The 17,465-nt window shown below is 60.5% G+C and carries 24 protein-coding genes; 11 read left to right on the top strand and 13 right to left on the bottom strand.

The features are described from left to right. Positions 1-32 precede the first annotated feature (32 nt). Genes QPW08_RS01250 through xth form a run of 3 tightly spaced genes read left to right on the top strand, consistent with a single transcriptional unit; the run spans position 33 to position 1,624 of the window. Complete coding sequence (locus tag QPW08_RS01250; protein WP_284123908.1) at positions 33-464, top strand: CBS domain-containing protein; 432 nt, start codon at positions 33-35, stop codon at positions 462-464. A 31-nt stretch (positions 465-495) separates the two neighbouring features. Then, entirely contained in the window at positions 496-825 is a 330-nt protein-coding gene (locus QPW08_RS01245) for a HesB/IscA family protein (protein WP_284123907.1), read from the top strand. Between the two features lie 10 nt (positions 826-835). Then, complete coding sequence (gene xth / locus QPW08_RS01240; protein WP_284123906.1) at positions 836-1,624, top strand: exodeoxyribonuclease III; 789 nt, start codon at positions 836-838, stop codon at positions 1,622-1,624. 109 nt (positions 1,625-1,733) lie between these two features. On the opposite strand, the gene QPW08_RS01235 is transcribed toward xth, so the two are convergent. The 10 genes from QPW08_RS01235 to QPW08_RS01190 all read right to left on the bottom strand — a co-directional run bounded on the left by QPW08_RS01235 (position 1,734) and on the right by QPW08_RS01190 (position 8,178). After that, positions 1,734-2,384 carry a cell wall hydrolase gene (locus QPW08_RS01235; protein WP_284123905.1) on the bottom strand — a complete coding sequence of 217 codons (651 nt, stop codon included), beginning with the start codon at positions 2,382-2,384 and terminating at the stop codon, positions 1,734-1,736. Between the two features lie 203 nt (positions 2,385-2,587). Then, positions 2,588-2,929 (bottom strand): DUF1491 family protein, encoded by a 342-nt coding sequence (locus QPW08_RS01230; protein ID WP_284123904.1) that lies wholly within the window; start codon positions 2,927-2,929, stop codon positions 2,588-2,590. After that, entirely contained in the window at positions 2,926-3,408 is a 483-nt protein-coding gene (locus tag QPW08_RS01225; protein ID WP_284123903.1) for a PaaI family thioesterase, read from the bottom strand. The genes QPW08_RS01230 and QPW08_RS01225 overlap by 4 nt, the downstream gene beginning before the upstream one ends. After that, entirely contained in the window at positions 3,383-3,844 is a 462-nt protein-coding gene (locus tag QPW08_RS01220; RefSeq protein ID WP_284123902.1) for a PTS sugar transporter subunit IIA, read from the bottom strand. Before QPW08_RS01220 ends, QPW08_RS01225 begins: the two co-directional genes overlap by 26 nt. Positions 3,845-3,946: 102 nt before the next feature. Further along, entirely contained in the window at positions 3,947-4,519 is a 573-nt protein-coding gene (hpf, locus tag QPW08_RS01215) for a ribosome hibernation-promoting factor, HPF/YfiA family (RefSeq protein WP_284123901.1), read from the bottom strand. A gap of 56 nt (positions 4,520-4,575) precedes the next feature. Beyond that, positions 4,576-5,265 carry a DNA polymerase III subunit epsilon gene (gene dnaQ, locus QPW08_RS01210; protein ID WP_284123900.1) on the bottom strand — a complete coding sequence of 230 codons (690 nt, stop codon included), beginning with the start codon at positions 5,263-5,265 and terminating at the stop codon, positions 4,576-4,578. 45 nt (positions 5,266-5,310) lie between these two features. Next, a complete protein-coding gene (gene coaE / locus QPW08_RS01205) occupies positions 5,311-5,907 on the bottom strand; it encodes a dephospho-CoA kinase (RefSeq protein ID WP_284123899.1) in 597 nt (198 codons plus the stop codon). Further along, positions 5,904-6,761 (bottom strand): shikimate dehydrogenase family protein, encoded by an 858-nt coding sequence (locus QPW08_RS01200; protein ID WP_284123898.1) that lies wholly within the window; start codon positions 6,759-6,761, stop codon positions 5,904-5,906. Before QPW08_RS01200 ends, coaE begins: the two co-directional genes overlap by 4 nt. Further along, entirely contained in the window at positions 6,758-7,345 is a 588-nt protein-coding gene (locus QPW08_RS01195) for a Maf family protein (protein ID WP_284123897.1), read from the bottom strand. The genes QPW08_RS01200 and QPW08_RS01195 overlap by 4 nt, the downstream gene beginning before the upstream one ends. Then, positions 7,342-8,178: a pyruvate, water dikinase regulatory protein gene (locus QPW08_RS01190; RefSeq protein ID WP_284123896.1), complete on the bottom strand. Its 837-nt coding sequence runs from the start codon at positions 8,176-8,178 to the stop codon at positions 7,342-7,344. Before QPW08_RS01190 ends, QPW08_RS01195 begins: the two co-directional genes overlap by 4 nt. 320 nt (positions 8,179-8,498) lie before the next feature. Between QPW08_RS01190 and hemE the strand changes: the two genes are divergently transcribed. From hemE to QPW08_RS01160, 6 genes are all read left to right on the top strand, one after another. After that, positions 8,499-9,524, top strand: a complete 1,026-nt coding sequence (hemE, locus tag QPW08_RS01185; protein WP_284123895.1) for a uroporphyrinogen decarboxylase — start codon at positions 8,499-8,501, stop codon at positions 9,522-9,524. Between the two features lie 23 nt (positions 9,525-9,547). After that, positions 9,548-9,991, top strand: a complete 444-nt coding sequence (locus QPW08_RS01180; RefSeq protein WP_284123894.1) for a CopD family protein — start codon at positions 9,548-9,550, stop codon at positions 9,989-9,991. Positions 9,992-10,182: 191 nt separating this feature from the next. Beyond that, complete coding sequence (gene rho / locus QPW08_RS01175; protein WP_284123893.1) at positions 10,183-11,448, top strand: transcription termination factor Rho; 1,266 nt, start codon at positions 10,183-10,185, stop codon at positions 11,446-11,448. A 72-nt stretch (positions 11,449-11,520) separates the two neighbouring features. Then, a complete protein-coding gene (locus QPW08_RS01170; protein ID WP_284123892.1) occupies positions 11,521-11,925 on the top strand; it encodes a BLUF domain-containing protein in 405 nt (134 codons plus the stop codon). A gap of 150 nt (positions 11,926-12,075) precedes the next feature. After that, positions 12,076-12,465 carry a BLUF domain-containing protein gene (locus QPW08_RS01165; protein ID WP_284123891.1) on the top strand — a complete coding sequence of 130 codons (390 nt, stop codon included), beginning with the start codon at positions 12,076-12,078 and terminating at the stop codon, positions 12,463-12,465. A gap of 4 nt (positions 12,466-12,469) precedes the next feature. Next, positions 12,470-12,991: an AAA family ATPase gene (locus QPW08_RS01160; protein WP_284123890.1), complete on the top strand. Its 522-nt coding sequence runs from the start codon at positions 12,470-12,472 to the stop codon at positions 12,989-12,991. Here the strand turns inward: QPW08_RS01160 and QPW08_RS01155 are convergent. From QPW08_RS01155 to QPW08_RS01145, 3 genes are all read right to left on the bottom strand, one after another. Next, complete coding sequence (locus QPW08_RS01155; RefSeq protein WP_284123889.1) at positions 12,988-13,398, bottom strand: nuclear transport factor 2 family protein; 411 nt, start codon at positions 13,396-13,398, stop codon at positions 12,988-12,990. The genes QPW08_RS01160 and QPW08_RS01155 overlap by 4 nt on opposite strands. Beyond that, entirely contained in the window at positions 13,395-14,789 is a 1,395-nt protein-coding gene (locus QPW08_RS01150; protein WP_407674539.1) for an FMN-binding glutamate synthase family protein, read from the bottom strand. The genes QPW08_RS01155 and QPW08_RS01150 overlap by 4 nt, the downstream gene beginning before the upstream one ends. A gap of 195 nt (positions 14,790-14,984) precedes the next feature. Continuing rightward, positions 14,985-15,683, bottom strand: a complete 699-nt coding sequence (locus QPW08_RS01145; RefSeq protein WP_284123888.1) for a dienelactone hydrolase family protein — start codon at positions 15,681-15,683, stop codon at positions 14,985-14,987. Positions 15,684-15,842: 159 nt separating this feature from the next. Here QPW08_RS01145 and QPW08_RS01140 point away from each other — a divergent pair, with 159 nt between their 5' ends. Together QPW08_RS01140 and mnmE are read left to right on the top strand one after the other, a co-directional pair. Further along, complete coding sequence (locus QPW08_RS01140; RefSeq protein ID WP_284123887.1) at positions 15,843-16,109, top strand: DUF6489 family protein; 267 nt, start codon at positions 15,843-15,845, stop codon at positions 16,107-16,109. Between the two features lie 18 nt (positions 16,110-16,127). Continuing rightward, positions 16,128-17,414, top strand: a complete 1,287-nt coding sequence (mnmE, locus tag QPW08_RS01135; RefSeq protein WP_284123886.1) for a tRNA uridine-5-carboxymethylaminomethyl(34) synthesis GTPase MnmE — start codon at positions 16,128-16,130, stop codon at positions 17,412-17,414. Positions 17,415-17,465 lie beyond the last annotated feature (51 nt).

Genomic DNA, 17,465 nt, shown 5'->3' with positions numbered 1-17,465 from the left:
ATGTTTGCGGTGTAGGTGGAAGGAGGTTCGCCATGGAAATCGCTCAGCTTATTGCAGGACGGAACGCGTCCGAGATCGTCACCTGCAATGCAGGCCAGCCGGTGAGCGAGGCGATAGCAATCCTCGCCAGCAAGCGGATCGGCGCCTTGCCGGTTATGGAGAACGGTTCGGTTGCAGGGATTTTCTCCGAACGCGATGTGGTTTACCGCATGGCAGATGAAGGCACGTCCTGCCTCGAAAAGCTCGTTGGCCAAGTCATGACGGCTCCTGCGATCACCGTCGAAAAGTCCACCACGGTCTTGGAAGCGTTGGCGCTTATGACTCGGCGTCGCATTCGCCACCTTCCAGTCACTGACAACGGAGCCTTCGTCGGCTTCCTGTCGATTGGAGACCTGGTCAAATCGCGCATCGATGAAGTCGAACATGAGGCACAGGCCATGCGCGATTATATCCAGACCGCTTGAGAGTGGTCGGGCAAGACCCTACATCGACAGCATGACAACGACTCCCGCCCTGACGGAAGCCGCCGCCAAGCGCGTGCGCTGGATCGCCGACAAGCAAGGCAAGCCTGCGATCCTGCGCCTCGCTGTCGAGGGCGGGGGGTGCTCGGGTTTCCAGTACAAGTTCGAACTGGCCGACGCTGCCGACCGCGACGATGCACAAAGCGAGACCGGAGGAGTCAAGCTGGTGGTCGATCCGATCAGCCTCGATCTGGTGGCAGGCTCGATCGTCGATTTCGTTGAATCGCTAGGCGGCGCGGCGTTCCGGGTCGAAAACCCGCAAGCTGCCGCAGGTTGCGGTTGCGGTTCGAGCTTCGGCATCTAAGGTCCGCTGCATGCGGATCGCCACATTCAACATCAACGGCATCAAGGCGCGGCTGCCGCGTCTCATCGAATGGCTCGAGGAAACCCGGCCCACCGTCGCCTGCCTGCAGGAAATCAAGAGTCAGGACGATGGCTTCCCCGCTGAGGAATTCGAAAAGATCGGCTATCATGCGATCTGGCACGGCCAGAAGGCCTTCAATGGCGTCGCGATCCTCGCTGACGGTGTGAAGCCGGAGGAGAAGCAGCGCGGCCTGGGGATCGATGGCCCAAAGGAGGGCGAAGGCGAACAGGCCCGCTATCTCGAAGCCGACGTCAACGGCGTGCGTATCGCCTGCCTCTATTTGCCCAACGGCAACCCGCACCCGGGGCCCAAGTTCGACTACAAGCTGGCCTGGATGGAAAAACTGCGCGCACGCATGGCCGAGCTGTGGGCGAGCGAACAACCGACCATCGTTACCGGCGACTTCAATGTCATCCCGGAAGACAAGGATGTGTGGTCGCCCAAGGCCATGCAGGACGATGCGCTGATGCAGCCCGAATCGCGCGATGCCTATCACCGGCTGCTGGCCGATGGCTGGACCGATGCGGTGAACACGCTCAATCCGCGCGGGGGCGTCTGGACCTATTGGGACTACCAGCGCGGCGCGTGGCAGCGCGATCATGGGTTCCGGATCGACCATTGCCTGCTGTCGCCCGAACTGGCCGACCGGCTCGTCGCCACCGGTGTCGACAAGGAATATCGCGGGCGTGAGAAAGCCAGCGACCACACCCCGGTGTGGGTGGAGATCGCTTCAGATTGAACCCCAGATAGCGAAAACCCCTCCGCGTCCCGTCGGACACGAAGGGGCTCCCTGCGACCCTGCCCGAACGCGGGGAGGCGCGTGGGCGGGGTTTTAGCTCGCTGAAATCCTAGCGGTAGAAGATGTGCGTCTTGATCGTCGCACGGGTCTGCTTGCGATAGCTCCACTTCGGCTTCACGTACTTCGCGTGGAAGTAGAGCGAATCCTGAGCTTCACTTTCCCAAAGCCCTTCATGGGCAATGCGGGCAATCTTCTTGGCATTTTGCCACGATGCCGAGCTGCGCGCGATCCGCGGCATCCGGCCACCCTTGACGAAGGAGAACTGCGATTTCTGGTAGACGACGCCGCAATAGTCCGACGGGAAGACATCCGATTCCGCGCGGTTGATGATCACCTGTGCCACAGCCAACTGGCCGTTGACCGGCTCGCCGCGCGATTCGAAATAGATCGCTCCGGCCAGGCATTCCATCTGCCGCGAAAGCTCACCGGGAGTATCCATCCGCGCCAGCAGGTCGTGCAGCGAGGCCGCATCGACTGGAGCTTCGGTCTGCACGCTCGGTTCGGTGCCGGATTCCGGAATGGGTTGGACCACTTCTTCCGAAACGAACACCGGAACGGTCTCATCGACCAGGGGAGCATCAGTGGTGGGGGCCACGTCTGCCTGTTGCGCATTGGCGCCCGAAACTTCGGAAGTGCCAACGATCATGACGGCGCCCGCGACAATCGCGGCAACGCCCACAAGGTGGGTCTTACGACTCATTGAACTCAGTTACTGTGCGGTGAGCGCACCCGACGCAGGCTGGAACCGTGTCCGCGTTGTTCGCGATAGCTTGTGGTTGGTTCGTGTTTGGGCCTGCCGGCCGCCCCCCGTCTGCGTGCTTGCGTAACGACCGAAATGCCGTCGCGCCGCCTGCGCACCTGGAAGCTGGCGGGCCAAATAGGGTAGTTGACGTTTAAGTCAACTTAACGCGGCAGACTTTCGACGAACTGTGCGCCATCCGCGATATCTGCCTCCAAAATCCAGACATCGCTGTCCTGTTTTCGTCGCCGATCGAGATAATCGCTAAAATCATTCGGTTTTTCAGTATCTTGTTTGCGCACAAGCGTCCATGCGCGGCCTCCATCGAGCTGTGGCATCCTTTCATAAAGTTGCGCGTTCCGGCCATTTTCTTGTGTAACCAGCAAGATTGTACCGGCATCCCGCTCGCCTTTGGCAAGCACAGTCGCAAATCCGCCCGTGGTTTCGACAAGTCGAATCAGCGCAGAGATCTCGAGGTGAGCAGGGAGACGTGAATCGCCGCTCATGGTGCGTTGGGGGAATAGCCGGGCAAGCCCGACAGCGCGATGTGCGACCGCATGAAAGTGCCGGTGCCTCGACCGATCTCCTCGCCTTCATCGTCCACAAGGCGCGATTCGGCTACGAAGACACGCCGCTTGCCACTGACCCAGCGACCTTCTGCTATCACCTTGCCGGTGCGAACCGGCTTGGTGAAATGGAGGTTGAAAGAGGTTGTCAGCAGGAAACGGTCGGTCACCAGCGTATTGGCGGCATAGAAAGCCGCATCATCGAGCATCTTGAAATAGATCGTGCCATGCGCCGCACCGGCGGCATGGTAAGACTGTTCGGACACCTCGAACTCTATCCGTGAGCGTCCCCGCTCTTCGATCGCAAGCTGAGATTTGAATAGCTGGTTGATCGGTGCGGAGGCGTAGAGGCGCTCAAGCGCCCGGTAGTGGAGCGCCGCCCCACTGCCATCATCAGGCTGCGTCACGATCCACCGCATTGGTGATCAGGGCATACAGCGCTTCACTATCGGGCGCCTCTGCCAACCGTTGATGCGTGTCATCATCGCGAACAAGCCGCGAGATTGCGGCCAGCGCATGCAAATGCGTTGCTCCGGCATTGACGGGTGAGAGCAGGCCAAACACAAGATCGACCGGCATTCCGTCGGCCGCGTCGAAATCGCACGGCGTATCGAGCCGCAGCAAGGCCGTAACTGGCCTGCTCAATCCTTCAATCCGCGCATGCGGCAAGGCGACTCCGCGGCCAAAACCGGTACTGCCCAGCTTCTCGCGCTCTTCCAGCCCCTCCAGAACCACGTCTCGGTTGAGCCCATATGTCGTGGCAAGATGATCCGCCAGCAAGGCGAGAATATCAGCCTTGCTGCCAGCCGCGACACTCGCCACGGCTTCCGGGGGAAACAAAAACAATGCGTCCATGGGTATTCGAAAACTTGCCTGTCGTATTGCGAGCGCGGGTTACTGCGGGGCTTGGCTCAGCGCAGTGGGGGAGCGTGTTCCTCGCTCGGTCGGTTGATCTCTTCAGTGCGGCTCGACCCAGCCGATCGAACCATCGCGGCGGCGATAGACCATATTATGCCGTCCGGTGCCAGCATTTTTGAAAAACATCGCGTTGGTGTCGCGCAAGTCGAGCATCATGACGGCATCTGCCACAGAGGCTTCCGGAATGTCGACTTTGGTTTCTGCCACCACCAGCGGGGCATCGCCACCAGCGACTTCCTCGGGCTCGTCGGGTTCCGGGGCAGCAAAGATCCTGTAAGCTGCTTCCTCTTCCTTGAGCGCGTGCGCGGTCTGCGCATGGCGATCCTGGAGCCGACGCTTGTAGCGGCGCAACTGCTTGTCGATCTTCTCTGCCGCAGCATCCAACGCCAGATGCGCATCGTGCGCTTCGCCGTGCGCCTTGAGCACCAGACCCTGCATCACGTGAGTCACGATGTCACAGGCAAAGGCACCGGCGGGAGCCTTGCCAAAAGTCACATGCGATGAAAGCGCTCGGTTGAAATATTTCTCGACGATGGCGTTGAGGCGGTCGGAAGCGTGATCCTGGAGAGCAGTACCTGTGTCCATCTGGTGGCCCGAAACGCGAATATCCATCGACGCCTGTCTCCTTATCGTTGTGCGACTCGCAGCGTATACCTGCTGGGTTAACGCTAGTTATTCCAAAGTGGGGATTCGATCCCTTCCATAAAAGCCTTGTGCCGGGCGAGTTCCTCCGCACTCGCCGCATGCGGACGAGGTGCACGGAAAATCCGCTCGATCTTTTCCATGTTCGGTGTGGTGTCCGCAGCCGCTGTCCGCTTCGCTTCGGCATCGAGCGTCAGGCCGATCTGGCGACCACCAAGCAACTCAAGATAGACCTGCGCCAGCAATTCTGCATCGAGCAACGCACCATGCTTGACGCGGTGGCTGCGATCCACACCATAACGGCTGCAAAGCGCATCAAGCGAAACCTTGGCACCGGGATGCTTCTTGCGAGCAATCGCGACTGTATCGACCATGCGGCCCATGTCGATCGGCTCGCGGCCCACGAGTGCCAGCTCGTTGTTGAGGAAGCCGAAGTCGAAGCCCGCATTATGCGCCACCAGCGGGGCATCGCCGAGGAACTCCAGGAGTGCCTGGGCACCATCGGCAAAGATCGGCTTCTCAGACAGGAAGGCAGAGGACAGGCCATGCACCTCTTCGGCTGCCGAGGGCATATCGCGTTCGGGGTTGTAATAGGCGTGGAAGGTCTCACCGGTCGGCATCCGGTTAAACAGTTCCACGCAGCCGATTTCGACCATCCGGTCACCCGTCTTGGGATCGAGGCCGGTGGTTTCCGTATCGAACACAATTTCACGCATTGGGAATACTATTCACCCATCCTCGCGAGTCTGCAAGGGGGCTGATCATTGTCCCTGTTCAAGTCGCGCGATGAGCGCTGCAACCTCTTCGCCCGTCTCCGCCAGTGACCTGCCAGTATCGATCACATAGTCCGCCCGGGCGCGCTTTTCCGCATCGGGAACCTGCAATGAGAGGATGTGCTCGAACTTCTGCTCTGTCATGCCTGGGCGAGCCAATACCCGTTCGCGCTGGGCATCGGCCGGGGCAGAAACGACCACCACTGTATCGACTGCTTCGAGCCCGCCCTTCTCGAACAGCAGCGGGATGTCGAACACCACCATCGGCTTGTCCGCATGTTCGAAAAGGAAAGCCTTGCGCTTCTTGCCTACCGCCGGATGAATGAGCGCTTCGAGCCGGGCAAGCGCTGCCTTGTCGGCGAACACCTGCGCCCCCAATGCTTCGCGCTTGACCCCTTCGGACCCGGTCGAGCCGGGAAAGGCGGCTTCGATAGCGTCGATCAACTCGCCCTCCGGCCCCTGCATGCCGCGGACCTCGGCATCGGCATCGAACACCGGTACGCCGGCGGCTTCGAACATCGCGGCCACGGTAGATTTGCCCATGCCGATGGAACCGGTAAGCCCGATGATGCGAGGTTTGTTCATGCCATCAGCCTTTCTCGCAGCGCATCGTCTTCGTCGCGCGGTGGCGCAATCCCGAAGAATTTCTCGAAGGCTTCGGCGGCCTGTCCCACCAGCATCGCGAGACCGTCGATGGTTGGGTGCCCCGCTGCCTCAGCCGCCGCCAGCAAGGGCGTTTGGACCGGGTGGGTGACGATATCGTAGACAATCGCACCGGGCGGGGCATGCGACATGTCAAATGCCAGCGGCGGTTGCCCGGTCATTCCCAATGGTGAGGCATTGACCACAAGGTCGAGTATTCCCTCGCGATCATCGAAGGCGAAGTCGGTGGGTTCGGCGAAATGACTGAGCGGCGGGGTATGGTGTTCACCGTCGCTGGCGAGATCGGCGATCAAGCGTGCAGCCTTGTCGGGGTCGCGCCCCGCCAACACCAACGTGAACCCTTGGTGTGCGAGTCCGGCGATGATCGCACGCGCAGCGCCGCCGTTACCCAAGATTCGCGCCATCCGGAACAGGTGCGGCTGAGCCAGCTCCTGTTGCAGCGGTTCAAGAAATCCGCCCACATCGGTGTTGAAGCCGGTCAACGTACCGTTGTCCCCCCGCACAACGGTGTTCACCGCCCCGACTTTTTTAGCCAGCGGGTGGAGTTGGTCGAGCAGTGGGATGATCGCCTGCTTGTGCGGCATGGTAACGTTGCAGCCACGCCAATGCAGGTCGGCACGGCGCGCTTCGAGGTAACCGGAGAGCTGGTCGGCGCTGACATGCTCTGCGCGATAGTCTGCTTCGAGCCCCAGCCGGTCGAGCCAGAAGCCGTGGATGAGCGGCGACTTCGACTGTGTGATCGGATCGCCGATCACTTCGGCGTAGGGTCTTGTCATGCTGCAATCACGCCGCGTGCGCGCAGTGCACAAAGGACCGCCAGCAGTGGCATGCCCAATACCGTGAACTGATCGCCGATGATGCGGTCGAACAGCTGGACCCCGCGCGCCTCGATCCGGAACACCCCGACGCAGCCAGCCACTTCAGGCCACTCGGTATCGAGATAGCTTTGAATGAAGCCGTCTGAGAGATCGCGCACATGCAATGTGGCCAGGCCATGGTCGATCCAGGTGATACGCCCGTCGACCGCCAGCGCAGCGGCGCTGTGCAGATGCATCGCCTTGCCGGAGAAGAACCGAAGGTGCTCGGCTGCCTGCTCGCGACTTTCCGGTTTGTCGAAGCGTTGGCCATCGACTTCGACCAGGCTATCACTGCCGAGCACCAACCGGTGAATATCGCCGCGCGATACCGCAACTGCCTTCGCCGCCGCCAGCGCTTGCGCCACTTCTTCGGGGTCTGCGCTGGCCATTTCCGCTTCCAGGGCGCGTTCGTCAATTTCGGCAGCGCGTGTTTCGAAGGGAACACCGGCCGCTTCCAGCATCGCCCGGCGCGATGCACTCTTCGAAGCGAGGATCAGGGTCATATCGGCTTCTCCTCCGGCTTGACCCGTGCGTGACGTTCGTTGTGCAGCCGGATGATCGCGGCGGCGGTTTCCTCGATCGAGCGGCGCGTCACGTCGATCACCGGCCAGTTGTTGTCGGCAAACATGCGACGCGCGAACTTGACCTCTTCGGACACCCGGTCCTTCTCGACATAAGAGGTCTCGGCCTGCTCGTTGAGTGTGAGCAGCCGGTTGCGGCGGATCTGCACCAGCCGTTCGGGTGCAGTGGTGAGACCGACCACCATCGGGTTCTTGAGCGAATAGAGTGCGGGCGGCGGGGGGCTTTCCAGCACCAGTGGGATATTGGCCACCTTGTAGCCGCGATTGGCGAGGTAGATGCTGGTCGGCGTTTTCGACGAGCGCGAGACGCCGGCGAGGACGATGTCGGCCTGCTCCCAATTGTCCCACCCCACGCCGTCATCGTGGGCAATGGTATACTGGATTGCTTCGACGCGCTTGAAATAGGCCTCGTCCATCCGGTGCTGGCGGCCAGGGCGGCCATGCGCTTCTTCGCCGAGTTGGACTTCCAGCGCAGCTGTCACTTCATCGAGTGCATCGACGGCCGGGAGCGACAGACGGCGGCAGTGGTCACGAAGGGCAGCGCGCGTTTCCGTGTTGACCAGCGTGAACAACACGAGCCCCGGATTGCTCGATAGTTCGGGGACGATGCGCTCGAGATGCTGGCGCGAGCGCACCATGGGCCAGAAGTGCCGAACTACATCGGCATCTTCGAATTGTGCCAGCGCAGCCTTGGCGATCATCTCCAGCGTCTCGCCGGTTGAATCCGATAGCAGGTGGAGATGGATACGCTTCATTGGTGACTGCAGTTTCGCCTGTGGAGAACGACCGGCATAAACCACGGGATGAAACTGCGGACAAGGCGGGCATGAAATTCCACCCCCGCAACCGGCCAGTTCATCTGTGCAGATACCGACAAGCAACGAAGGTTTTGGACAGTCTGGGGATAGAGGGGATAAGATTCCATTGACTCCCGCTTTGTGCAGAGTCGCAGGCCATGTTGGGGGTGGAATAGGCGGGAGAAATCGGGCACTCACGGGTTGTGCCCGTTTTCCACAGGGCCAACAGACTCCATCATCCTATTATAAATATATTTATTGATTGGATTCCCCCTTCGATGCCTGGTCCCCTTCTCGACACTCTGAAAGGAAAGCGAAGCAAGCGCGTACCCTTGTGGCTCATGCGCCAGGCAGGACGTTACCTGCCGGAATACCGCGAGCTTCGGGCGGCCAAGGGCGGATTCCTCGATCTCGTCTATGACAGCGAGGCGGCATGCGAGGTAACGTTACAGCCGATCCGGCGCTTCGGGTTCGACGGAGCAATCCTGTTCTCGGATATCCTGATTGTCCCGCATGCAATGGGACAGGACCTGCAGTTCCTTGCCGGAGAAGGTCCGCATCTTTCGCCGCGACTGGCGGATAATGCGCTGGAAGGGTTGACCCTGGCCAAGCAGCATTTCGACCCGGTTTATGAAACGGTGCGCCTTTGCCGTGCTGCGCTGGGGCCGGAAACCACCATGTTGGGCTTTGCCGGCAGCCCGTGGACCGTCGCGACCTACATGATCGCGGGCGAGGGCAGCCGCGACCAGCAAGCTGCGCGCAGCATGGCTTACTCGGATCCCGGCAAGTTGCAGGCGATTGTCGATGCGATCGTAGAGCTAACCGTCGAATACCTGATCGGGCAGATCGATGCCGGGGCTGAAGCCGTGCAGCTGTTCGACAGCTGGGCCGGAAGCCTCGCGCCCGACCAGTTCGAGACATGGGTCATCGCGCCCAATGCCAGGATCGTGGAAGCGCTCAAGGCTGCCCGACCTGAAACGCCGGTCATCGGTTTTCCCAAGGGGGCGGGGGCCAAACTGCGCGCCTATGCCGATGAAACCAGGGTTGATGCGATGGCGCTCGATGAGACAATCGATCCGGTGTGGGCTGACAGTGTCCTTCCGGGCGGAATGCCCGTGCAGGGCAATCTCGATCCGCTTCTGATCCTGGCCGGCGGCGACCAGCTCACTCGACGCGCGGAATTCATCCTTCACAGCCTTTCCGATCGTCCCCATGTGTTCAATCTCGGCCATGGGATCGACCGGCACACGCCGATCGCCCATGTCGAGAAGCTGGTCGCAACCGTTCGGGGCTGGCAGGGATGAAGGACGCAAGGTAAGGTAGCGCGATGGAGAGCTTTCTCGCCATGACCTATTACTGGCTCAAGGCCGGACATGTCATTTTCATGATCTTCTGGATGGCGGGCCTGTTCATCCTGCCACGGCAGATGGTTTACATGCATGCGAGCGCATCCGGATCCGATGAAGAGGCGCTGTGGGCCGAACGGACCAAGACCTTGTCCAAGGTCATCCTGGTTCCCAGTATCGTGCTGGTCTGGGTTCTCGGCCTGGCGCTTGCTGCAGCAATCGGAGCCTTCACCCAGGGCTGGTTCCACGCCAAGCTGTTGCTGGTGCTTGTCCTGAGCGGTTATCACGGCTGGATGAGTGCGACGGCCAAGAAGATGGCGCGTGGAGAGCGTCCGCTGGCCGAGAAGCAGCTGCGCTTGCTGAATGAAGTGCCCGCGCTGATTGCAATCGTCGTTGTCATCCTGGTGATCGTAAAGCCGTTCTAGGGTTCGATTGGTCTCATCCCGCCTCCAGTCGATCCATTCGGCGATTGACGCACCGCTGGCGCACACGTATTTGCACCGCAACTGGCCTTAAGCCCACGCGTCCATAGCGTGTGGCATATCCAGGTCTCGCTTTCCCAAAGCCCGATGAGACCGGCCGGCCCTTTTCCAATTTTCCCAAGACGGAAACACACATGCATCTCAGAGACCTCAAAGAGAAAACCCCGGCCGAGCTTGTCTCCATGGCCGAAGAGCTGGGCGTCGAAGGTGCCAGCACCATGCGTCGGCAGGACCTGCTGTTCAGCATCCTGCGCGAGCTGGCAGAAGACGAAGAATACGAAGAACAGATCATGGGCATCGGCACCATCGAGGTGCTGCAGGACGGCTTCGGCTTCCTGCGCTCGCCTGAGGCAAACTACCTCGCCGGACCGGACGATATCTACGTCTCGCCCAACCAGATCCGCAAATGGGGTCTGCGCACGGGGGATACCGTTGAAGGCGAGATCCGCGCGCCTAACGAAGGCGAACGCTATTTCGCGTTGACCAGCCTCAAGGCAGTGAACTTCGACGATCCGGAAGCGGTGCGCCGGCGGACCAATTTTGACAACCTCACGCCGCTTTACCCGGACCAGAAACTCAATCTGGACACGCTCGACCCGACGGTGAAGGACAAGTCGGCCCGGGTGATCGATATCATTTCGCCACAGGGCAAAGGCCAACGTGCACTGATCGTCGCTCCGCCGCGTACCGGTAAAACCGTGCTGCTGCAGAACATCGCCAAGGCGATCACCGACAATCACCCCGAGGTGTTCCTTCTGGTCTTGCTCGTCGACGAGCGCCCGGAGGAAGTCACCGACATGCAGCGCAGTGTGAAGGGCGAGGTTATCTCCTCGACTTTCGACGAGCCGGCCAATCGCCACGTCCAGGTCGCCGAAATGGTGATCGAGAAGGCAAAGCGCCTGGTCGAACACAAGCACGACGTCGTCATCCTGCTCGATTCGATCACCCGTCTCGGCCGTGCCTACAACACTGTCGTCCCCAGCTCGGGCAAGGTGCTGACCGGCGGTGTCGATGCTAACGCGCTGCAGCGCCCCAAGCGCTTCTTCGGTGCCGCGCGCAATATCGAGGAAGGTGGTTCGCTCTCGATTATCGCCACCGCGCTGATCGACACCGGCAGCCGCATGGACGAAGTCATCTTCGAGGAATTCAAAGGCACCGGTAACAGCGAAATCGTGCTCGACCGCAAAGTTGCCGACAAGCGCATCTTCCCGGCCCTCGACGTCGGCAAGTCCGGTACCCGCAAGGAAGAGCTGCTGGTCGAGAAGGACAAGCTCTCCAAGATGTGGGTGTTGCGCCGTATCCTCATGCAGATGGGCACAGTCGATGCGATGGAGTTCCTGCTCGACAAGATGAAGGATTCCAAGACCAACGAGGACTTCTTCGACACCATGAACCAGTAGGTCCCACGCCTCGGTTTACGGGTTCTTCACAGGTTCACTGCTTTGGACGTCGCCGCAAAAAGGGGACAACCAATGCAGCAGCTCGTCTACGTCAGCACCGCCAATTCCGAGATGGAAACCGACCAGGTCTTTTCCATCATCGAGGCTTCCTCGCGCAACAATCTGTCGCGCAATATCACTGGCTTCCTGATGTTTCATCAGGGTCGTTTTCTGCAGCTGGTAGAGGGTGAGCGTGAGGACCTGGATGGGCTGATGCAGGTTCTGGAAACGGATGATCGCCATCACTCGATCGATGTCGTTGATCGTGGTGCGGTTGAAGACCGGCTGTTCTCTAAATGGCGGATGAAAAGGGTTGCAGCGGGAAGTTCGCTTGCGGATGCCTCGTTCGATGAACTGCGGTCGAACCTGCCAGCTGGTGCACGGTCGAACCGTATCCTCGAGCTCGTGGAAGGATTCCTGCAACTGGACCCGGCCTGATCCCGTTCGGACCGCGCATTATTGGCTGGAACAACCGGAGTGCCATTGCGCTGCTTGGCGGCCGAAGTGTTTGGATCTGAACCGGTATAGGGTTGACTTGTAAAACCTGAATCGCCTTTACCGAAGATGCAATTCGGGAGGGTCGGACCGTTGCGACAGGTCGTTTATATCAGCACCGCGGCGAAGATCGCCGAGAGTGATCTCGAAGATATCCTGCAAGCTGCCAAAGACAACAATGTCGATATCGGCGTTACCGGGATCCTGTTGTTTAATGGGCAAAATTTCCTGCAGGTGTTGGAAGGGTCCGATGAGATGCTCGATGCCTTGGTCGACAGGATCGAAGTCGACCCGCGCCATTCTGGCCTGGTCGTGATGAGCGACCTGGATATCTCGGAACGTTGTTTTCCGGATTGGTCCATGCAGCTCGTCCGTCTCTCGAGTTCCGTCGAACAAAGGAAGGAGGAGCTTTCCGCCGTCCTTCCGGCTTCGCTCGACGACACGGTGCGAAAGCAGTTGCTCAACTATGCAGCCTTGAATTGACGATATGCGGCGGGCGGCCATCACGGGAGGCCCCGGTGCCGGGAAGTCCTCCCTGATTGCCGAGCTGGCCCGGCGGGACGTAGCTACGCATGACGAAGTGGCACGCAATATCCTGCAAGCCCCGGGCGGGATGGCGTTGCGAGAGCAGGACCCGCTCGGTTTCGCACAAGCGATGTATGGGGCGCAGCTACTTCTTTTCGAAGAGGCTGGGCAGGGCACCACGGTGTTCGACCGAGGATTTGCCGACATTGCGGGATTCTTGGATCTGTCAGGTCTTGCCGTCCCGCCGGATATCGACAGGGCTTGCCGAGAGCTGCGCTTCGAAGGGCCGATATTCCACGCTCCCGCCTGGCGCGCGATCTACACGCCCGACGAGGAACGAATCCAGAGCTGGGATGAGGCCGTGGCAAGCGATCGGGCGGTTGTGCGGTCCTGGAGGCACTATGGCTATCAGCTGGTCGAGTTGCCGCTCGTCTCAATCGACGAGCGTGCGCAATTCGTCATCGACCAGCTTGCATCCAGTTAGCCGGCTGCTTTCTGCTTCTCCAGCATCGCGGCCATTTGCTCCCATACCTTGTTCACGGCCTTGAGTGGGCGAACCATGACCTTGAAATCGGTGATCATGCCTTCATCGTCGAAGGTCATGAGATCGATCCCGTTGACGTGGATCCCGTCCATCTCGGTGGTGAACTCAAGCAGGGCATGGTTTCCGTCGGCCATCTCACGGACGTATTTGAAGTCGCCTTGGCCAAGTGTTCCGGCCGCTGCCATCAGGTAGGCGGTGACGATCGGCCTTCCGCGCTGGGGTGTGTGCACGACGGGCGAATGAAACACGCAGTCTTCGTGCAGGACTTGCTTGAGGCCTTCGGCGGAGCCTTCATGGTTTTCCATATAGTCATGCCATTTTGCGAGGCCTGGGTTGGTAGATGTCATGCTGCTCTCCTGAAGCTGTCGGCGCGCGCCGCGTGCCAATGATGGGCAAGGCGGGTACTGTTGGGGTCGAGTGCCAGCGCATTGGGTTCGACGAAAGAATAGATCCGGTCAATCGCGTCCGATCGCGCCCCATTGACTCGTTCGCGCATGTCTCTCGGTTCAATCTCCCATGGTGACCGCAGTCCCATGGCAATGGTGATCTCGCGGAGTGAGTAGAGTGTCTGCCGCTGGAACCGTGCAACGCGCGGAGCCTTGTCTTCGACCACCAATCCGCGTTGCCGCCATGCGCTCTGGGTTGCGACGCCGGTGGGGCAGTGGCCGGTATGGCATTCCATCGACTGGACACAGCCGAGTGCGAACATGAAGGGGCGGGCGGCGTTGCACCAATCTGCCCCGATGGCAAAGGCCTTGGCCATGCCCGCACCGGAATGGATCTTGCCCGACGCGGCAATCTTCACCCGGTCCTTGAAGCCCGTACCAACCAGCATGTTGCGAACCCAGATCTGCCCTTCACGCAAGGGCATGCCGACACTGTTGGAAAGTTCGAGCGGTGCCGCCCCGGTGCCGCCCTCAGCGCCGTCGACCGTGATGAAATCCGGGTGCATCCCGGTTTCGAGCATGGCCTTGCCGAGGGCCATGAGCTCATGCGGCTGGCCGACACAGAGCTTGATCCCGACAGGTTTGCCGCCAGACAGATCGCGTAGCTCGGTCAGCCACTGAAGCATTTCGATCGGTGTCGAGAATGTCGAATGGGCTGCGGGCGAGTTGACCGTCTTGCCAATCGGCACCCCTCGCGCTTCGGCGATTTCTGCCGTTACTTTTTCGCCTGGGAGCACCCCGCCGTGCCCGGGCTTGGCACCCTGGCTGAGCTTGACCTCGATCATCTTGACCTGATCGCTGGATGCATTGTCCGTGAATTGCCCTCGATCGAACCCACCATCGGGTGCCCGGCAGCCGAAATAGCCGCTGCCAAGCTCCCAGATCAGGTCTCCGCCATGCATCCGGTGGTAGCGGCTGATGCTGCCTTCACCGGTGTTGTGTGCGAAATTGCCCTGCGCAGCCCCCGCATTCAGAGCCTCGATGGCCCGCGCAGACAATGAGCCGAAACTCATCGCCGAGATATTGAGCAACGAAGAAGAGTAGGGCTGCTTGCAGGTACCCTCACCGATGCTCAGCCGCCATTCCTCAGGCGCGTTCGCGTCGGGGACGACGGAGTGGCTAAGCCACTCGTACTCGTCCGAATAGACGTCGAGCTCGGTCCCCATCGGGTGTTTGTCGAGGTCGCCCTTGGCCCTCGCGTAAACGAGTGCCCTGGCCTGGTGGCTGAATGGACGTCCCTCCAGGTCGCCTTCCACGAGGTAGGACTGCGCAAAGGGGCGCAGGTCCTCCATCACCCAGCGGATCCGCGCGACCAGCGGATAATTCCTTCTAAGTGTATGCTTAGACTGGAGAAAGTCCCACAAAGTTATGAGCAAGCAGGGCACGAGGAGCCACAGGGCCGCTGGCAGCCATGCAAGGGCCGCCAAGGACGCCGCCAGAAGGACCAGCGGAATGAGATAGCGCCACCAGAACAAGGGGTGCGGACCTTACGCCAGGTGCTCGGCGAAGAAGGCGTCTGTACGAGAATCTGCCAGTTGGGCACCTTCCTCATTGCGCCGGGCACCGAATTGGGTGGCAAAACCGTGATCGAGGCCCGGATAATCGTACAGTGTCACCTTGGGGTGATCGTCGAGCCCTTCGTGCATGGCCTTCTGTGCGTCGGCATCGACGAAACCGTCTGCTGTCGGGATATGCAACATCAGCGGGTTGGCGATAGCGTGGCTCTCGCGAAGCATGTCGGGCACGCCAACGGCATAGTAGCCCACCGAGGCATCACTGTCGGTGCGTGCTGCGGTCATGTAGGCGAGCTTGCCTCCCAGGCAGTATCCCACCGCTCCGACCTTTTTGCCACCTGTCTCGGAGCGCGCCCACTTGATGGTGGATTCAATATCCTTGACGCCTTCATCGGCATTGAATTTCCCAAAATAGTCAAAGGCTTGCTGCAGTTCTTCTTCGACGTCCGGGTCGAGCTGGACATTCTCGCCGAGGTTCCAGAACAGGTCCGGTGCGACTACGAGGTAACCTTGTTCGGCCAACAAGTCGCATTTCTGGCGGATGCCGGGATTCACGCCGAAGATTTCCTGGATGACCACGATGGCAGCCTTGGGTTCGCCGGCGGGGCGGGCGACGTAAGCGTGGAATGAATGGTCGCTGTAGTGCGAGGGGATCGTGACGGTCTCGGTCATCGGGGGCTCTCCTGACAGGTGTGTTGTGCGAATCCGGTTGCGGTTCAATTTCTTGGCGCGAAGGCCTATCGCTTGCGTGGGGCGCTTGGCAAACCCAAATAGAGGTGAGAGAGAGGGGCCTGTGATGACCGGATGTGTCGACCGACGGGAGGAGTGGCCATGAAAGTGAATATCGAGATTGATTGTACGCCGGAGGAAGCGCGCAGCTTCATGGGCTTGCCCGACGTGAGCAAGGCGAACAGCGTCTATGTCGACAACATGGCGAAAGCGATGAAGAGCGTTTCCAGCCCGGACCAGCTCCAGGAGCTGGCAAAGAACATGGCTCCGATGGGGCAGGTTGGACTCAAGCTGTTCCAGAACTTTGTCGAAGGCAGCCTGGCTGCGGGTGGGATGAGCAAGGCATCGTCCAAGAAGGACGACGATTAGACCCGAGGTCTGTTTCACGTGAAACATGGTGAGGACACCATCGTCGCACTGTCGAGCGGTGCACCGCCAGCAGCGATCGGTATTATTCGTGTTAGCGGGACGCGGGCAAGCGCCGCTCTCGAACACCTGGGTGCTGCAATACCTGCACCCCGTCGCGCGTCGGTGAGAACCTTGCGTGACAGCGCTGGCGATGTCCTGGACGAGGCGCTGGTGTTGTGGCTGCCGGGGCCGAATACTTCGACCGGGGAAGATACTGTAGAGTTGCATTGCCACGGGGGCAGGGCGGTCATCGCCGCTGTCGAAGAAGCACTCTTGTCAGTCGACGGGTTTCGCCGGGCGGCACCGGGAGAGTTCACCCGTCGGGCCTTTGCCAATGGCCGGATGGATCTTGCCCAGGCAGAGGGCCTGGCGGACCTGCTATTCGCTGAGACCGAACTGCAGCGACGGGTCCTTCAGTCTTCTGCAACAGGTGCACTGTCGCAGGCATTCGAAGGTTGGCGCTCGCGCCTGCTTGGATTGGGGGCGCAGGTCGAGGCGGCGCTCGATTTCGACGACGAGGGCGATGTCGACGGCCTGTCTCGCGCCTTTTTCGCCGAGGTGGATCGACTGGCAATCGAGATCGGTGAGCAATTGGCACGCCCGCAGATCGAGCGTTTGCGAGATGGTGTGCGTGTTGTGCTGGCTGGCCCACCCAATGCGGGAAAGTCGACGCTGTTCAATGCGATCTTGCGCAACGAGGCGGCCATCGTTTCACCCATTGCCGGGACGACCCGCGACGTACTCGAGCGCTCGGTGGCGATCGACGGAATCCCGCTGACACTGGTGGACACTGCAGGATTGCACGAGGCCAGCGAAGACGAGATCGAGCAGGTCGGCATGGAGCGGGCGCGGGCAGCTGTAGATGCTGCGGATATCGTCCTGTGGCTTGGTCCAGAAGGGACGGGCCCACAAGGCGCGTGGGAAATCGAGGCAAGGTGCGATGATGCCGCACATCACCCCAAACGGGCACCGCGCCTGCGCCTCTCGGCGAAGACAGGTGAGGGGATCGACGGGCTTGTGGGAGAAATCACTGCCTGCGCCCGTTCGTTGCTGCCCAAGCCGGGCGAGCAAGCGGTCAATGCGCGCCAGCACGCCTTGCTGCACGATGCCAGCACAGCCCTTGCGGGTATCGAAGCAAATACTGACCTGCTGGTCGTTGCAGAACAGCTGCGTTCGGCGCGAGTGGCATTCGATCGGATCATGGGTCACGCTACGACGGAAGACATGCTCGACGCCCTGTTTGGCCGGTTCTGCATCGGCAAATAGGTGTTTCACGTGAAATACTGTCACCAATCAAGGGTGGCGAGCCGCGCATCC

Origin of the sequence: Parerythrobacter aestuarii, assembly GCF_030140925.1 — a bacterium.
In the GTDB taxonomy this organism is placed as follows: Bacteria; Pseudomonadota; Alphaproteobacteria; order Sphingomonadales; family Sphingomonadaceae; genus Parerythrobacter; species Parerythrobacter aestuarii.
The sequence above is the reverse complement of the archived record's forward strand: the minus strand, read 5'-3'. Positions and strand labels throughout refer to the sequence as shown.

What these genes read in the sequence shown, in the direction of transcription:
- QPW08_RS01155 (WP_284123889.1), bottom strand. Translation starts at nt 13,398, where the DNA reads ATGACATCTACCAACCCAGGCCTCGCAAAATGGCATGACTATATGGAA.
- QPW08_RS01245 (WP_284123907.1), top strand. Translation starts at nt 496, where the DNA reads ATGACAACGACTCCCGCCCTGACGGAAGCCGCCGCCAAGCGCGTGCGC.
- QPW08_RS01150 (WP_407674539.1), bottom strand. Translation starts at nt 14,789, where the DNA reads ATGGAGGACCTGCGCCCCTTTGCGCAGTCCTACCTCGTGGAAGGCGAC.
- dnaQ (WP_284123900.1), bottom strand. Translation starts at nt 5,265, where the DNA reads ATGCGTGAAATTGTGTTCGATACGGAAACCACCGGCCTCGATCCCAAG.
- QPW08_RS01160 (WP_284123890.1), top strand. Translation starts at nt 12,470, where the DNA reads ATGCGGCGGGCGGCCATCACGGGAGGCCCCGGTGCCGGGAAGTCCTCC.
- QPW08_RS01220 (WP_284123902.1), bottom strand. Translation starts at nt 3,844, where the DNA reads ATGGACGCATTGTTTTTGTTTCCCCCGGAAGCCGTGGCGAGTGTCGCG.
- QPW08_RS01200 (WP_284123898.1), bottom strand. Translation starts at nt 6,761, where the DNA reads ATGACAAGACCCTACGCCGAAGTGATCGGCGATCCGATCACACAGTCG.
- hpf (WP_284123901.1), bottom strand. Translation starts at nt 4,519, where the DNA reads ATGGATATTCGCGTTTCGGGCCACCAGATGGACACAGGTACTGCTCTC.
- QPW08_RS01170 (WP_284123892.1), top strand. Translation starts at nt 11,521, where the DNA reads ATGCAGCAGCTCGTCTACGTCAGCACCGCCAATTCCGAGATGGAAACC.
- coaE (WP_284123899.1), bottom strand. Translation starts at nt 5,907, where the DNA reads ATGAACAAACCTCGCATCATCGGGCTTACCGGTTCCATCGGCATGGGC.
- QPW08_RS01180 (WP_284123894.1), top strand. Translation starts at nt 9,548, where the DNA reads ATGGAGAGCTTTCTCGCCATGACCTATTACTGGCTCAAGGCCGGACAT.
- QPW08_RS01225 (WP_284123903.1), bottom strand. Translation starts at nt 3,408, where the DNA reads ATGCGGTGGATCGTGACGCAGCCTGATGATGGCAGTGGGGCGGCGCTC.
- hemE (WP_284123895.1), top strand. Translation starts at nt 8,499, where the DNA reads ATGCCTGGTCCCCTTCTCGACACTCTGAAAGGAAAGCGAAGCAAGCGC.
- QPW08_RS01140 (WP_284123887.1), top strand. Translation starts at nt 15,843, where the DNA reads ATGAAAGTGAATATCGAGATTGATTGTACGCCGGAGGAAGCGCGCAGC.
- QPW08_RS01190 (WP_284123896.1), bottom strand. Translation starts at nt 8,178, where the DNA reads ATGAAGCGTATCCATCTCCACCTGCTATCGGATTCAACCGGCGAGACG.
- QPW08_RS01250 (WP_284123908.1), top strand. Translation starts at nt 33, where the DNA reads ATGGAAATCGCTCAGCTTATTGCAGGACGGAACGCGTCCGAGATCGTC.
- QPW08_RS01195 (WP_284123897.1), bottom strand. Translation starts at nt 7,345, where the DNA reads ATGACCCTGATCCTCGCTTCGAAGAGTGCATCGCGCCGGGCGATGCTG.
- QPW08_RS01235 (WP_284123905.1), bottom strand. Translation starts at nt 2,384, where the DNA reads ATGAGTCGTAAGACCCACCTTGTGGGCGTTGCCGCGATTGTCGCGGGC.
- QPW08_RS01145 (WP_284123888.1), bottom strand. Translation starts at nt 15,683, where the DNA reads ATGACCGAGACCGTCACGATCCCCTCGCACTACAGCGACCATTCATTC.
- rho (WP_284123893.1), top strand. Translation starts at nt 10,183, where the DNA reads ATGCATCTCAGAGACCTCAAAGAGAAAACCCCGGCCGAGCTTGTCTCC.
- xth (WP_284123906.1), top strand. Translation starts at nt 836, where the DNA reads ATGCGGATCGCCACATTCAACATCAACGGCATCAAGGCGCGGCTGCCG.
- QPW08_RS01230 (WP_284123904.1), bottom strand. Translation starts at nt 2,929, where the DNA reads ATGAGCGGCGATTCACGTCTCCCTGCTCACCTCGAGATCTCTGCGCTG.